At 35.1% G+C, this 15,934-nt stretch carries 10 protein-coding genes and 2 pseudogenes; 6 read left to right on the top strand and 6 right to left on the bottom strand.

Annotated elements, in window-relative coordinates; all coding sequences use genetic code 11:
* The 3 genes and pseudogenes from P767_RS16725 to P767_RS18355 form a co-directional block, all read right to left on the bottom strand.
* Nucleotides 1-1,249 (bottom strand): hypothetical protein (locus P767_RS16725; protein ID WP_037351730.1); only part of this gene is annotated, 1,249 nt, incomplete at its 3' end.
* Between the two features lie 156 nt (nt 1,250-1,405).
* Nucleotides 1,406-2,516 (bottom strand): annotated as a pseudogene (locus tag P767_RS0110215) (IS3 family transposase).
* Nucleotides 2,517-2,759: 243 nt separating this feature from the next.
* Entirely contained in the window at nt 2,760-2,912 is a 153-nt protein-coding gene (locus tag P767_RS18355; RefSeq protein ID WP_157611476.1) for a hypothetical protein, read from the bottom strand.
* A gap of 336 nt (nt 2,913-3,248) precedes the next feature.
* Between P767_RS18355 and P767_RS0110200 the strand changes: the two genes are divergently transcribed.
* The 4 genes from P767_RS0110200 (at nt 3,249) to P767_RS0110185 (ending at nt 10,488) form a co-directional block, all read left to right on the top strand.
* Nucleotides 3,249-4,322 carry an ATP-grasp domain-containing protein gene (locus tag P767_RS0110200; protein ID WP_026750803.1) on the top strand — a complete coding sequence of 358 codons (1,074 nt, stop codon included), beginning with the start codon at nt 3,249-3,251 and terminating at the stop codon, nt 4,320-4,322.
* Between the two features lie 41 nt (nt 4,323-4,363).
* Nucleotides 4,364-6,304, top strand: a complete 1,941-nt coding sequence (locus P767_RS0110195; RefSeq protein WP_026764420.1) for a PAS domain S-box protein — start codon at nt 4,364-4,366, stop codon at nt 6,302-6,304.
* A gap of 74 nt (nt 6,305-6,378) precedes the next feature.
* On the top strand, nt 6,379-7,368 hold the full coding sequence (locus tag P767_RS0110190; RefSeq protein ID WP_026764419.1) for a GAF domain-containing protein: 990 nt from the start codon (nt 6,379-6,381) through the stop codon (nt 7,366-7,368).
* Between the two features lie 147 nt (nt 7,369-7,515).
* Nucleotides 7,516-10,488 (top strand): PAS domain-containing hybrid sensor histidine kinase/response regulator, encoded by a 2,973-nt coding sequence (locus P767_RS0110185; RefSeq protein ID WP_026764418.1) that lies wholly within the window; start codon nt 7,516-7,518, stop codon nt 10,486-10,488.
* A gap of 11 nt (nt 10,489-10,499) precedes the next feature.
* Here the strand turns inward: P767_RS0110185 and P767_RS16720 are convergent.
* The 3 genes and pseudogenes from P767_RS16720 to P767_RS0110170 form a co-directional block, all read right to left on the bottom strand.
* Nucleotides 10,500-11,170 (bottom strand): annotated as a pseudogene (locus P767_RS16720) (murein L,D-transpeptidase catalytic domain family protein).
* 99 nt (nt 11,171-11,269) lie between these two features.
* Nucleotides 11,270-11,971, bottom strand: a complete 702-nt coding sequence (locus P767_RS17965; RefSeq protein WP_071840074.1) for a response regulator — start codon at nt 11,969-11,971, stop codon at nt 11,270-11,272.
* A 3-nt stretch (nt 11,972-11,974) separates the two neighbouring features.
* Nucleotides 11,975-14,878, bottom strand: a complete 2,904-nt coding sequence (locus tag P767_RS0110170) for a PAS domain S-box protein (protein ID WP_172637536.1) — start codon at nt 14,876-14,878, stop codon at nt 11,975-11,977.
* Nucleotides 14,879-14,994: 116 nt separating this feature from the next.
* Between P767_RS0110170 and P767_RS0110165 the strand changes: the two genes are divergently transcribed.
* Both P767_RS0110165 and P767_RS16710 read left to right on the top strand, forming a co-directional pair.
* A complete protein-coding gene (locus P767_RS0110165; RefSeq protein ID WP_026764416.1) occupies nt 14,995-15,423 on the top strand; it encodes a small multi-drug export protein in 429 nt (142 codons plus the stop codon).
* A complete protein-coding gene (locus P767_RS16710; RefSeq protein WP_051417285.1) occupies nt 15,423-15,869 on the top strand; it encodes an HAD family hydrolase in 447 nt (148 codons plus the stop codon). The genes P767_RS0110165 and P767_RS16710 overlap by 1 nt, the downstream gene beginning before the upstream one ends.
* Nucleotides 15,870-15,934 lie beyond the last annotated feature (65 nt).

Genomic DNA, 15,934 nt, shown 5'->3' with positions numbered 1-15,934 from the left:
TTGATTCGTTAGATCCTTTGAACATAGTCAATCCTGCATCGTAATCTTTTATTAATTTTAAAAAGTTAGTTTCCCAAGATTTGCTATGGTTACTACTAGCTAGGTTATAATCTGCTTTATATTTATTTTCAAAAGACTGTAAATCCATATCATCTGAAAGATGATCTACATAAAAATTTATAAATTTTTCAATATCATTTATTTTAAACACATATGAACCATATGTACTTACAACACCAAGTGTGAAATCACTATAAATCTTATACGGATCTTTTGCGGAATTACTAGCAACTATTTTACCTAATTGTTTTAGGTCACCTGGTGATGGCATTGAATTTAGGCCAGAATAATGAGAATGTATAATGCCAAAAGTCCTTGTGTTAAAGTTAAAGTGTATGAAATTTTCATTTTCGTTACCTTTCACTAGACTATATTCAAAATCACCTGAAGCGTTTTTGGTTATTACATATCCTTCTTCATTTGTTTGATTGACTTTCTTTGATAAATCTTGGATATTAGCAACGAAATTAGTATCAGCACTAATTGTTTTCATTGAACCACATGGATCATTACCTGTTGATTCATTTGATGTTGAATTATCTCCACCACCACCATAACTGGTAGTTTCAGGATTTTGGAATGTTAAAAAATCATTGTAATAAGCTTTATCTTGTAACATAAAAAAAAGATTCCAAAAGTCTAATTTTGCATTACTTGAAGGTATATAACCTATTACAAAGACTTCTGGCAATGGTTCGTTAGCAATGTCTTTGGATGTTATTGCTGAAGTAGATGTGAAAGAATTTGAAAAACTGGTTTTTTGATTTATCCATTTACCATCCACAACTATCATTTCATTTTCTAAAATTCCATTTAAATCACGAATAATAACACGTCGCTTCCTCGATTCAGCAGGTAATATTTTATCAAATTCAATAAACTTTATTGCCTCATGTCCTTTTGAATCTCCATAGACTAAAAATTGCCCTGGAGTATTTAATTCAACTAAATAAACATGATATTGAGTTCCATCTATTTTGCTAAACGTATTATTTTGCCCTTTCGCCCAATTAATTTTGTTGAATTGTTCTAGCGGAATTTTACCTTTTAAGATATTATACGCTGATAAAAGATCATGTTTTATTACAGTTTGATGAGTTATTTTCTGACAACTAAAAAGGGTTAATAAACTAATAGAAATGAATAAGATTCCTCTGGAAATCATTGTGGTTTTATAAAATATATTCATTTATTTAACAAATTTTTTAAAATCATAAAAGTAATATGTATTTAAATATATATATAAATTTTTATTTATAAAAATTATTTGTCCTAAATACCCAATAATAATCTTGGTATAGCAAATGTCTAACCCGTGTAAATCAATGTGTAAGTACCCCAAATATCAAACAGTTTTAATTAGAGAATAATCATTTTTAATAAGGTTTAGTTTCCATTCTGTTGGTGTTAGGTTGTTCAAAGATTCATGAGGTCTATGGTTATTGTATTCCTCTATCCATTCTTCTGTCAATATCCTTACTTCATTTAAATCAAAGAACAAGTATGCATCCAATATTGCTTCACGATACAATCGATTAAACCGCTCAATAAAACCATTTTGCATTGGTTTTCCTGGTTGTATAAATTGAAGCTTTATTCCGTTGTCAATACTCCATAGCTCAAGGTCTTTTGAGGTAAATTCTGGCCCATTATCTGTTCTAATGGCAACTGGTTTACCACGCTGTTCAATGATTCTATCAAGTGTTCTAATGACCCTTTTTGAGGACAGTGATGTGTCAATCTCAATGGCCAATACTTCTCTAGTACAATCATCCATGATGTTCAGGGTTCTAAACTTTCTATTCCCAACCATGCTGTCGCTCATAAAATCCATACTCCAGCTTTGGTTGATAGTATTTTGCTGTGCTAATGGTTGCTTCACTCTTGTTGGAAGTCTCCGCTTACCACGTCTTTTTTTATTCAGCTTTAATAGCTTATAAACCCTGTACACGCGTTTATGGTTCCATGTTTTACCAGATCTCCTTAAATAAGCAAAGAGCTTTCTAAATCCATACGTTGGATGCTTAAAAGCAAGATCCTGCAATGCTTCAATCACAGATTTATCGTCTTTCTTAGTTTCATAATAAAACTGAGAACGTGGAATTGATATCAACTTGCAAGCCCTGCTCACCGGTACACCGTATTCATTCACCAGCTCTTGTGTTAGCTGCTTTTTTGTGGCAGGGCCCAGCCTTTTTTTGAGAACAAATCCTTTAGTATCTGATTGTCCATTGCTACATCAGCATACATCTTCTTAAGCCTAGAATTTTCTTCTTCTAGGTCTTTTAGTTTCTTAACATCCGAGGCTTCCATACCACCATATTTACTCTTCCAATTGTAAATAGTGGCTTCAGAAACTCCGTGTTCACACGGGCAAGCTCTTTTGTGGTTCTACCACCTTCCTGTTGCTTCAAAATAGAAACAATCTGGGTCTCAGTGAATCGTGTCTTTTTCATGTTTTGCAGTTTAAATTTAAGCTTTTAGCTCTATTTTTAAACTGTCCGAATTTTAGGGGCACTTACAAGCTTTGAAATGATTTTATCATAATCCTTTTCAGAACTATAAAAGGCATAATTCGGAGTCTGAATTAGATTATCTATACAAAAATTTGAAAACCCTATTTTTGAGCTTAACATTTTTTGTTTTCAATTTTTGTTAGGGGCATTATTTTTTTGAAAACATTTATGTCGTCAATAATTTCACTCAATCCAAAAATCATGAAATCGATTGGTTTTAAGCCAGGCTTCTTTTCTGCAATAAATATCTACCACACAGCCTGCTTTTTTGAATATAAATGGAACTTCTGCACAACTATCCCAGTTATCCAGGCTTGCAATTAATACTTTATTCATTTTCTAAATATTGCTTGTCTGTGAAGTATGCAGTATAGATGCAGATTTTAAAATCAGTAGAATTATAGATTCTGAAGATAATCATTAATCATTTTTTATTCCAGAAACAGAGCAAGTATATCATCATTATTCAAGGATACAATAGGGAAAAATGAGGGAGAGCCTTCACTAAACAGAACCCAGATGATCGGTACCAACAGCCAAATGGCTTGTTATTTATTTATATAACCTAAATATTTATTTGAAATAAAATTCCATTTGCACAATATTCAAATTAAGAATATTTGTTAATGTTTGATAACACTATCTTAACAAATTTTAATATTTTTAACCACTATGAAGCCGAAAAACCTACTATTGATTGGGTATGACTCTAACTTAGCATTGGGTGTTCTTTTTTGTTTGCGTGCTCTGGGTTATAAATTTTATTTGTTATCTCATAACCGTAAAAATGCAGCCAGATTTTCCCGCTTTGTAGAAAGCACTTATTATTACACGGATGGTACGGACGACCTGAAACAGAGAATTATTGATTTATGTAACAAGCATTCAATCGATTTCATTTTTCCATACGATGAATTGGAAATCAGAGAAGTGACCTTGCATAAATCAGATTTAGAGCAATATGCAACCTGTTTGTTAGGAACAGATCCAACCTATTTTGATATTGGCATTCATAAGCAAAATCTGGCAGCGTTCTTACACAGGCATCAGCTACCCAGTCTTCCGTTTGTTTCCCTGGCCCAGAAAAACCTTGTTCAGGAGTTCATTAAAAATCATCCCTTTCCTTTATTGGTTAAACCAGTTAGAATGGCTTCGGGTCGTGGAATCCAGAAAATGTTTCATGAAACTGAATTATGGACCTTTCTTAAAGAAGACAGTGTAGTTGGCAGTGATTTTATGCTTCAGCCATTTGTAGTGGGTACTGATATTACCTGTAATGTGATATGTATCAATGGAAAATTACAATGTTATACCATTCAGGAGTCTCCAGTAAAACGAGGGGCTAATTTTAGCAGCAACGATATACTTTGTTATCATGATGATCCGGATGTTGTAGAAGTGGTTGGTTCAATGATGCAGTTATTGCATTGGAACGGAGTTGCCTGTGTTGATTTACGCAGAGATGAAATAACAAAGAAGGTATATGTGCTGGAAATTAACGGCCGATTCTGGGCATCAGTGGTTCCTTCCTTTTTAAAAGCAGGTGTTAATTTTCCGCTGATCATGCTGAAACTTTCTTTAGGAGAATCTATCGAAATTCCCAAAATGAGAACAGCTTATCAGATTTCACTAAAGCAATACCTGGTATCACTATTGAAGTTTGGTCCATATAAGTTTAAAGATACCAAGTACTGGCCTTATCTTTTCGATCCAATTGCACGCCTGGCTCAGTTATTACATATATAGTTATTTATAGTATCTTCATTAAGATTTGCAAGTATCCTTAGATGAATGAGCCATTATTGCCTGCCGATTTATCTGATAGTAATCAACAGTCATTTCTAGATTTGATTGAACATGTTGCTGTAGGAATAGTTAAGCATCGCGCCGACTTAAGCATTGTCCTTGCAAATGTTAAAGCACTTCAGCTACTGGGTCTTACCAAAGATCAGCTGATAGGAAAAACCTCCTTTGATCCTTCCTGGAATGTTATTGATGAGCAGGGGAAATTATTGCCTGGCGATTTACATCCTGTTTCTCTTGCACTTAAAACGGCAAAACCGGTAGAAAATGTAATTATGGGTGTATTTAGACCCATTACCCGGGATAGAATTTGGATTTTAACTACTGCAATTCCAGAGTTGGATGACAGAGGAGCTGTTCAGTTTATTACGGTCACTTTCAGTGAAATTGATGCAATTATAAAGAAAGAATTAAAGATTGTTGAGTCGAATAAGATGATCAACAGTATACTTGAAGCAGCCCATGATGCTATTATTGTTTACAATAGCCAATTTGAAAAAGTATTTATAAGTAAATCTGCTGCTGATATTTCTGGTTTTACGCTGGAGGAATTCTATAATCTTAAAGCTTTCTCTCTGGTTCCTGACTCAGATTTGCATTTATTAGATGAAGCAAAAAATGAATTATTAGATAAAGGAACAATTAGTGATAAGAAGATTAAAATTAGAACAAAGCAAAATCAAGTTTTAGATTTTACATGGAGTGGTAAAGTTGATAAGGAACTTAATCTGGTTTATTTAATTGGGAAAGACTTAACTGAACAAAACAATTATGAAGAAGCTTTAATTCAATCCAAGAGATTGTTTAAGTTCTCATCAGAAATAAACGATTTAATTTTAAATGCAAAAGAGCCATTGGATTTATACAATGGTTTTTGTGATATTGCTGTAAATAAAGGAGGTTTCGTTTTTGCGTTTGTGGGATTAAGGGACGACATTAACGAAACGATACAACCTTATAAATATGCAGGGGAAGAATCTGGCTATCTTGATTATTTTAAAAAGCATATTTCAATAAAAAATATACCAGCAGGTAACGGACCATCAGGCAGAACAATACGGGATGGAAAAATTTATTATTGCAATGATATTGCCAATGATCCTGCAATGGAAATCTGGAGGGAAGAAGCTTTAAAAAGAGGATACAGATCTTCTTTAACAATGCCAATACGTGTAGATAATTATACTGTTGCTCAGATTGCCATATATGCCAACAGGCCAGACTTCTTTACACAGGAAGAGTTGGAGCTAATGAACAGAATTAATGAGAATATTAATTTTGCCATGACTAATTTTTCTCTTGCAGAGAAACATGATCTTGCCAAGGCACAAATTGATACGCTTACAGTGGCTATTGAGCAAAGTACCACATCTGTCATGATTACGGATACCAATGGGGTTTTTGAATATGCCAATCCATCCTTTTGTAAATCTTCCGGATATAGTTTACCTGAATTAATAGGGCTAAAAACGAGTATACTAAAATCAGGTTATACCTCTATTGAGGAATACCAAAGATTATGGGCGAATATTAAAAACAAAGAATCCTGGGTGGGTGAGTTTTGTAACAAACGAAAAGATGGAAACCTCTACTGGGTTAAGGCCTATATTAATCCGGTTGTAAATGCAAACGGAGAAATTACTAAGTTCATAGGTGTTGAAGAAGATATAACTCAGCAGAAGGAAACACTATCCAATCTGGAATCAAAAAATAAACAACTGGCTCGAATTGCGTGGGAGCAGTCGCATCTGGTTAGAGCTCCTCTTGCCAGAATTTTGGGTTTAGTAAATCTCTTTAATAACCATTTGGTTTCTGAAGAAGAAAGGTTGAAATTCTTGGAGTACTTAAAAATTTCTGCAGAAGAGTTAGATGCAGTTATTAAGGCCATTGTAATTAAAACCAACGAGCATTCAAACTCGGCCTGACCTTAAGTTCCAAATGACGATTTTTTATAATCTATTGATTGTTTAATCGCTTAACTTTAAGCAAAAGAACAACAATGAATCAGGGCAATACTGGCATGGACAGTCAAAAAGACAAAATGTTGTTTTTTGACATTCTGGCTCAGGGTGTAATTTATGTGGATGAAAAAGGACTGATTACACATGCCAATCGTGCTGCGGAATATTTACTGGGTTTTGGTTCCGAAGAATTGATTGGAATTCCGGCGAATGATTCACGCTGGCAGGTATTGAAACCAGATTTAACTCCTTATCCTGCAGAACAACATCCTGTTTATCTTGCGTTGTCCTCCCGTTTACCTGTTCTTAATAGGGTAATCGGAATAATGCATGTTAAGAAGAACAAGTATATCTGGTTATTAATTAATTCAGTACCTGAGTTTTCCAATGATTCTAAAAACCCTACCAGCGTTTTTATCACATTTACAGATATTACCGATCAGATAGAATTGGAAGTAAAATTGCGGAAGAAAAATAAATTACTTCACCTGGTTACTACTATTGGCCAGAAATTTATCAATATCCCCTTAATGCAGGTTCAGGAGGAAATTGCAATTGCCATTGCAAAACTGGGGGAATTTACAGGCGCTGAAAGATTAGCCATATTCGATTACGATTTCAATAATAACCTTGCACACTATACATATGAATGGTGCGCAATTGGAATTAGTTCACAAAAAGATAAGTTTTCTGTTATACCTATTCAAGAATTTTCTTCCTGGATAGATATTTTAAAAAAAGGCGAATCCATCAATATATCTAATATTCAGCAAATTCCTCTGGAGAGTCCGATGCGAAAATTATTGGAAGCGACTGAAGTTGTAAGCTTATTGGCTGTACCATTAATTTATCAGGGTGAATGTATTGGTGTTATTGGGTTAGAAAGTGTTACTAAACCACAATATTTCGATTCTTTAGAGCAAGATCTCCTGGTTATTTTTTCTGAGCTATTAGTAAATATTAAGAACAGAATACAAAATGAGTCTTATAGGGCTAAAGCGGAACTAGCGGTGATAGAATCAAGGTAGAATCTAAATGAACGGTTAAAAGAACAAAATTGTGTTTATCAAATTACGAGCTTAAGTCAAAATGAAGACTTAAATGCTCAAGAGTATTTTGGGGAAGTAGTAAAGATTTTACCACCTGCATTTTTATTGCCAGAAGAAACATCCGTCATGATTTATTATGACGGAGAATGCTATTATTCGGAAAATTTTTCGGAAAAAGGCCGAAAGCAAGAATTCGGTTTTTTTATTGGCAATAAGCCTTTAGGATATGTAAATATTTTCATTTCCGAAGCAACAGAATTCCTTCCAGAGGAATTAAAAATGATGGAAACGGTTGTTAGTATTATTCGAAAGTACAAAGCAATCAAGCAGAGTAAAAGAGCATTAGTTGCTTCAGAAGAAAAATACAGAATCATTGCCAATAATACCTATAACTGGGAATTCTGGCAAGCACCCGATGGCCATTTTATCTACCATTCACCATCCTGTGAAAGAATAACCGGATATACGCCAGATGAAGTGCATAATGATGATTTTATTTGTAATGAAATAATTCATCCGGAAGACAGAGAAATTTATTTAGCACACAAAAGCAAGGTACTTCAGCATAAATGTGCTGATAAAATCAACTTCAGGATTTATTCAAAGGAAAAGGAGCTCAGAATTATTGAACACGTGTGTCAGCCTGTTTTTAATAGCATGGGCGTTTATTTAGGTACCAGAGGAACCAATCTGGATGTAACAGAAGCAAAACAAGCAGAAAAGCTGCTTTTTGAAACCAAAGAAATGTATCGAAGTTTAATTGAGAGCTCTGATGCATCTATTATGTTACTGAACGTGGAAGGTGAATTTTTGTATGCCAACGAAATTGCGGCAACTATTTTCGGAAAAAAGCCAGAAGATTTTATAAATAATAAGTACACACTTTATGATCTAGCTCCTGCAGAAATAGCCACTGAGAATATGGCGTATATAGAGCAGGTTTTTTTCAGTAAAAAAGGAAGTATTCTGGAAACACATAGAAATATTGATGGACAAGAATATTGGTTTAGAAATAGTATACAGCCTGTTAAAGATACCAGTGGCAATATAACATCTGTATTTGTTAACTCAGCAAACATTACCGAACAAAAGACAGCAGAATTTAGAATTAAAGAAAGTGAATTAAAATACAGGACCCTTTTTGCAGATTCGCCAGACGGGTATTTAATTGTTAAAGAAGGAATATTTATAGATTGCAATAAAGCGAGTGAAAATATACTGAATTCATCTCGGGAATATATAATTGGTAAAACTCCTCAGCAGATTTCACCTGAATTTCAGCCAGATGGTCAGCCTTCTGATGATTTAGTTAAAAAAGTAATTGAGCAGGCGTTTGAGAAAAACAGACATCAATTTGAATGGGCGCATTTAAAACCCAATGGTGAAATTGTTTATGTAGATGTAATTCTTTCGCCAATGGTAACAGGCAAGGAACAGTTTTTGTTTATATCCTGGAGAGATATCACCGAAAAGAAAGAGGCACAGATTTTAATTAAAAAACTACAAAGTGCAGTTGAAAAAAGCCCTCTCAGTATTTTCATCACAGACAAGGATGGCACAATTGAATATGTAAATCCTCACACAATTGTTACAACAGGGTATTCATACGAAGAATTGCTAGGTGGGAATCCCAGAATATTAAAGTCTGGCTTCACTAATCCAAAAGTATATGAAGAGTTATGGTTTACAATAACGAATGGAAATATTTGGAAAGGTATTTTAAATAATCGTAGGAAAAACGGCTCTTTATACTGGGAGTCAACCACTATCACACCTATTTTAAATGAGGCCGGGGACATCATTAATTTTATTGCAATTAAAGAAGATATTACGGAAAGGGTAAAAATTGAACGTGAGATAAAATCTTTAAATCAGAATCTGGAGAGAAAGATTAATGAACGAACGGCTGAATTGCAAAATACCAATACTGCATTGATGCTAGCCAAAAAAGAAGCAGAGGAGGCGAATCAGGCTAAGAGTGATTTCTTATCGCGAATGAGCCATGAATTACGCACACCTATGAATGCTATTCTTGGATTTGCGCAGCTTTTGGAAATGGGTGATTTGAATGAGAAGCAAATCAAATCTGTTCATCATATTCTAAACAGTGGTCAACATTTACTGAATCTGATTAACGAAGTGCTTGAAATTACAAGGATTGAATCCGGAAAAATTTCCATTTCTCTTGAGCCTGTGAATATAATGAATGTATTCAGAGATGTAATTGAAACCCTTACACCAGCTGCTAATGCAAGAAATATTCAGTTGATTAATGTACTGGACGGCAAAGAGTCATTTTTTATTAAAGCAGATAAACAGCGTATAAAGCAGGTTGTTATTAACCTGGTTAATAATGCAATAAAATACAATCGTGTCGGAGGTTGGGTAAAACTTTCTGCGGTTGAAATAGTAAAAAATGACAATGCTTTTATAAAATTATGCATAGCCGACAATGGGCCAGGTATTGAACCGATTCACTTAAAAAAACTATTTATTCCATTTGAACGCATTGGTGCTGAAAATAGTGCAGTGGAGGGTACCGGACTTGGACTTGCAGTAGTTCAGCAGTACACTTCTTTAATGGGGGGTATTTGTGGCGTAGAAAGCATTCCCAATGAGGGAAGTGTATTTTGGGTAGAATTACCAAAAACACAAGGCCTGGCTGAAACAATGCAAATAAAAGAAGAACATTTTCCAGTTAAACCTGAATTGGTTAATATACAACATCAGGCAGTAGTGTTATACATTGAAGACAATAGTTCTAATATTGAATTGGTAAATCAAATTATTGCAACCACCAGACCAAATGTGAAAATCATTAATTCGATTTATGGAAGAATGGCCGAAAGCCTTGCGTTAGAGCATCATCCCCATCTGATTTTATTGGATTTGAATTTACCTGATATTCACGGCTTTGAAGTGTTTAATATACTTCAGCAGAATAATAAGCTCAAAAATATTCCCGTTGTAATAGTAAGTGCAGACGCTGTTTCATTGCAAGTGAGCCGATTGCTGGAAGCAGGTGCAAAAAAGTACCTTACTAAACCCTTCGATATAAAAGACTTTCTGAAGATATTAGACGAGTATACTTTGGATTAACCCCGGGCAATTTAACTGCCAATCAAATTTGATTTTTGTAAGTAGGTCTTATCGGGTGCGTGAATATAGAATAAGGAAGATCCTTTTATGGTTTGAATGATATTTTTTACCTGATTCTGAGGTACAGCCGGACAGCCAAGGCTTCTGCCTATATAACCCTGTTTCTTTATCAATGCATCATTCACGTAATCTGCTCCGTGTATTACAATGGCTCTTTGTTTGGCTTTATCGTTAATTCCGGCTTCAATTCCCTCCAATTGTAAAGACATTCCATGTTTGCCCTTATATATATTTCCGGTAATAAAAAACCAATACTGGATTGATAGGATTCCATTTTATTGGAGAATCTTTCTGCCATCTTTTTTCCTGAATTTCTACCATGGGCTACCAAACTATGGAAAACCAATTCCATTTTTTCCATATTGATAATGAAGAGTCTTTTTTCTGAACTTGGCTTGCTAAAATCGGCAATGGTTAAGAATTGCTGGTTATTAAGCTGACCCGCCAGCTTCAGTTGCTGGTAAACCTTTACTGCATTCTGTAGTGCATCTATACTGATATTGAACTTATTTGATAGGGTTACAATTGAATTTTTCCATCCTTCTATAGGATTGGATGTTTTATTGTTGAATGCCTGCGTACTAAATAAAATGAGCAGGCAGAATAGAAATAGTTTTTTCATAAGGGGGGTATATTGGGATAACTCGACAATAATTATTCCGCATGCAAAGTTACCGCTATTATAGCCGATTTGCCCCTGAAAAACTGTTAAAATGGCATGTTATATATTGGCCTGAGCCGATTTTGAAGATATTTCCCTAACGGTTTTATCAATTTCGTTGGCAGAACTCACTACAATTTCCATTATTTCTTCCTGTGTAACTCCTGCTTCATCTTTTATATCGAGCAATGCAATGGCACCCATCATCCTGGCTAATGGAGCCCTTACCACGTGTGATTGAATCCATGAAATTTCTCTTAGCGCCTTGTTTTGCAATTCTATAGCTGCCAGGTTTTTTTCCAGTTCAGCAGTTCTTTCTGCTACTTTTTCTTCCAGGATTGTATTTTGGTTGGTTAGCTGAGATAAAAGATAAACTGTGTAAAGCAGGTTTTTAATTCTAAGGTCAACTTCTGTAAGATCAAACGGTTTAGTTAAAAAATCACTGGCTCCTCCGGACAGAGCTTTCTTTTTGGACTCCGGAGTGATATCAGCGGTTAATACCAGAATCCGCATTAGCTTGTATGCATCCGTTTCTTTATTTAATTGTTCCATTATATCAAAGCCGGATACTTCGGGCATCATCAGGTCTAATAAAATTAATTCTGGTTGAAAACTTTTGATTGTTTCAATTGCTTTGGTGGAGTCACTAATAGAACGGACATTGGTATAGCCCTTCATTAGTAATAAATTTTCCAATACTTCTATATTGGCGAGTGTATCATCAATGATTAAAATTCTGCTGTCTTTTAAGTCTTCTCTCATGTCTTATTTTATATAAGTGTCAATAATATCAATGAATGACTTTATTTCTATAGGCTTTGTTAAGTATCCAGCTGCACCCAAGGCTTTTAATTCACTAATTTGATTCGGCATTGCATCTGCACTTATGACTATTACAGGTATTTGTTGAAGACTGCTATCTGTTTTGATTTCCTGCAAAATATCTTTCCCGTGTCTTTCGGGTAAGTTTAAATCTAATAGAATTAAATCTGGTTTTGTTTCTCTGATTTTTTCAATTACCCCCAGACCAGTCATATGAATGTTTAAATGAACACCCTTTCTTTTTGTGCTGATAATTTCTTCGACCAGTTCAATATTCGGTTGGTTGTCCTCAATATATAAAATGCTGCCTGTATTATCTTCTGACTCCCTATGCTGCTGCAGTACTGCAGATTTTTGCATGCTTTCTAAATAATTTTCAGATTGCTGTAGTTCTATCCAGAAAGTACTGCCCTTGCCATGTATGCTTTTTACCCCAACACTTCCTCCCATTAATTCAGTTAGTTGTTTTACCACTGCAAGTCCTAAACCGGTCCCTTCAACATTGGACTTCTCTGCTCCAACTCTTTCAAAAGGAATGAATATTTTTTCAATGTGCTTCTCTTCTATTCCCCATCCATTATCCTCAATAGAAATTCTGATAGGAGTGTAACCATCGGCAGAAGCTTGTTTTGCGTCAACTGAAATAATAACCTGCCCGCCTTCGTTGTTATATTTTATAGCATTATTGGTCAGATTAATTAATACTTGTTTTAATCTTTGTCTGTCTGCTCTAACATATATTGGTATGGTACCTTTAGGCTCCCAAATTAGTTTGATTCTCTTCTGATCTGCAGAAAACTGAAGCCCTTCGGTAATTTCCTTTACTACTTCATAAACATCAACCGGTTCAACGGAAATACTGATTCTTCCCGATTCAATTCTGGAAATATCCAGTACTTCATTTATCAAATTGAGCAAATGCTTTCCGCTATCCAGAATATGCTGTACCCCCTTTTCCTGAACAGGACTTAAATCACTCATTTGAAGTAATTGGCCAAATCCAAGAATTGAATTCATAGGGGTGCGAAGCTCATGACTCATTTTAGATAAAAAGTCAATCTTTGCCTTATTTGCCTGCTGTGCTTCTTTGTTCGCATTTATGAGCGTAATATTTACATTCTCTAAATCTAGCGTACGTTCTTTAATTTTTTCTTCCAAATGATTGTTCAGGTCTTTTAATTCATCCTGAATCCGTTTACGTTCTGTAATATCTTCCTTTATGGCAATATAATGCGTGATTTCGCCTTCATCGTTCAGAATTGGGCCAATGGTAGCCTGTTCCCAATAAAGTGTGCCATCTTTTTTTCTGTTGTGAAAAATCCCTTTCCATTCTTTACCATGAGTGATATTTCCCCATAAATGCTGGTATTCCTCCAGGCTGGTTTCACCTGATTTAAGCACTTTCGGGTTTTTTCCTAATAGCTCTTCCTGTGTGTAACCTGTTGTATGAAAAGTATAGGGATTGGCATACTCAATATTGCCATCTAGATTAGTAATTACAACAGTTAAAGGAATTTGCTCTATAGCACGGGATAGCTTTCTCACTTTTTCTTCTGCTACTTTTTTATCCGTAATATCAATTCCCATACACTGCATTTCTGTAGGCCTGCCATTGGCATCAGCCAGACAAACAAATTCCCAAAGTGTGGTCATTATTCCTCCTTCCCTGGTTGGTTTGTCTAATTCTATCTGGTGCACTGTTCCCGGATTCCGGATACATGCCAAAACCACTTCTTGTGTTTTTTTGTGATGATAACCGCAGATAGATTTCAGTGAATCACCTTCTGAAAGCCCCTTTTCCTCGTATAGCCATCCGAATGTTTCTGCGAATGTCTTATTCCAGAAAGTGTGCTTGCCACTTAGGTCGGTTCTTAATACATAATGAGTAGGGCTGTTGACGATATTTAAAAGGCGTTCCTCACTTTCAGCAATTTGTTTATTGTACTCAACCCTTAGTTTCATATTGGCATATAACTCTGCAAAAATGACCAGTAGGTTTTGTTCTTCTGAAGAAAAAAAATGCTTTTTCTTAACCACATCAAGACCAATAAAACCAAGGCAATCCTGACCTTGAAAAATAGGAACAGTAAACAGGCTTTGAATTTTTTGTATCTCCAATCCATCTTTTACAGGATCCGTATCTGGTAATGCACTCACATCAGGTATATGAATTGATTTTCTTTCTTTGTGTTGCGATGTCCAATGTGATAAAACAGATAAAGGAATATTCTGTAATTCATTTATATGCGAGGAAGTTCCTTCGCTGCACCATTCATAGGTATTATTGCTGATTTCCTTTTTGAAATTGTATTCAAAAATATATACCCGATCCGCTTCCAGAAATTCACCCAATTCCTTTAGAGAAGTTTGTACAGCAGAGTCTGGGTCGCTTACAATTCCCCCTAAATAATCTTTAGCTGTTTTGGTAATCAAATGCTGCAAACGATTCTGAAAACGAAGTTTCTTTTCAATATTAACCTGGGTAGTAATATTGGTAACAGTTGTAAGGATTCTTTCAATTGTAATTCCATCTTCCCGAAATTCTGGTTCAGATTCCATTAAAATCCAGGTAGTATGTTTGGTTTTTAATTGATGTATACCCGCTATCACATCCTGCACCGGCTTTTTGGTTCTTAATACAATATTGGCAGGATACTCTTCTTTCGGCATAGTATTACCATCAAAATCAATGATAATATATCCTTCTTCCTGAGAACGGAGTTTGGTGAATTCATCCAGTTTCAGGCCTAAAATGCGCTCAGCAGCTTTATTAGCTAAAATGGGATTTCCAGTAGCGTCTGAATAAACAATCCCTATATTTATACGGTTAAATAATTTCTCATTCATAGTTTGCCCGTCCTTCATTAACCAATTGTTTTTTGCAATCGATTAAAGTTAACAAATTATATGCGTTTGCGCTGAGACCAAAAGAGTAGATTCGCAGTTGACGATTATTTGAAACTATGCTCTATAAGATACTAACGGTTGCCGGGCTGGCAACTTTTGAAATTTATGCCGCAATTCCTGCAGGCTTTGCATTTGGCATTTCTCCTATTACCATATTTATTACCACTATGATTGGCGGACTTGCCGGTGTTTTTATTGCAGCTTTCCTTGGCAAACATATACAACAGTATATTAACCGATTCAGAAAACCCAAGCCCAAGAAAGAAGACAAGAACACGTTGATTTTTAAGATCTGGGAAAAGTACGGGATTATAGGTCTCGGGTTTTTCGGAACACTCACAGTTGGTGCACCTGTTAGCATTGGTGTGGGAACCGGACTAAATGTTTCTATTCAGAAGTTGTTGGTATGGTGCTGTATAGGGGTTGTTACCCGATGTGCCATTTTTACTACCTTAGGGCATTACGGAATGAAACTGATTAATTAATGGCGCAGAAAGTAAAAAATATCATATTCGATTTAGGTGGGGTATTGCTCAATATTGATTTTAAATTGACCAGTAATGCTTTTAAAGCACTGGGAGTAAGTCATTTTGATGAAATGTTCACCCAGCATTTTTCTAACCCCCTTTTTGAACTCCTTGAAACAGGTAAAATTGATGAAGCAGCTTTTTATGATGAATTTAGAAAAGAAGCTGGATTGCCATTAACCAATAACCAAATTCAGGACGCCTGGAATGCTCTTCTCCTGGATTTTCCTGCTGAAAGAATTAATTGGCTGGAAAAAGTTGCCCAACAATACCGGATTTTCTTATTCTCCAATACCAATCAGATTCATTACGATTGCTTTATACAAACATTCAGTAATGCTTTTGATGGAAAACATTTTAATGATTTTTTGAGAAAGCCTATTACTCTCAGTTCCTTGGTTTAAGAAAGCCTTATCCTGTGTCTTTTCAGGCAATAGTAGATGAGCAACAAATCCTCCCAACTGAGACG

The organism is Sediminibacterium salmoneum NBRC 103935 (genome assembly GCF_000511175.1).
Classification (GTDB): Bacteria; Bacteroidota; Bacteroidia; order Chitinophagales; family Chitinophagaceae; genus Sediminibacterium; species Sediminibacterium salmoneum.
Note: the sequence above shows the minus strand (reverse complement) of the source record. Positions and strands in the feature narration are given on the sequence as shown.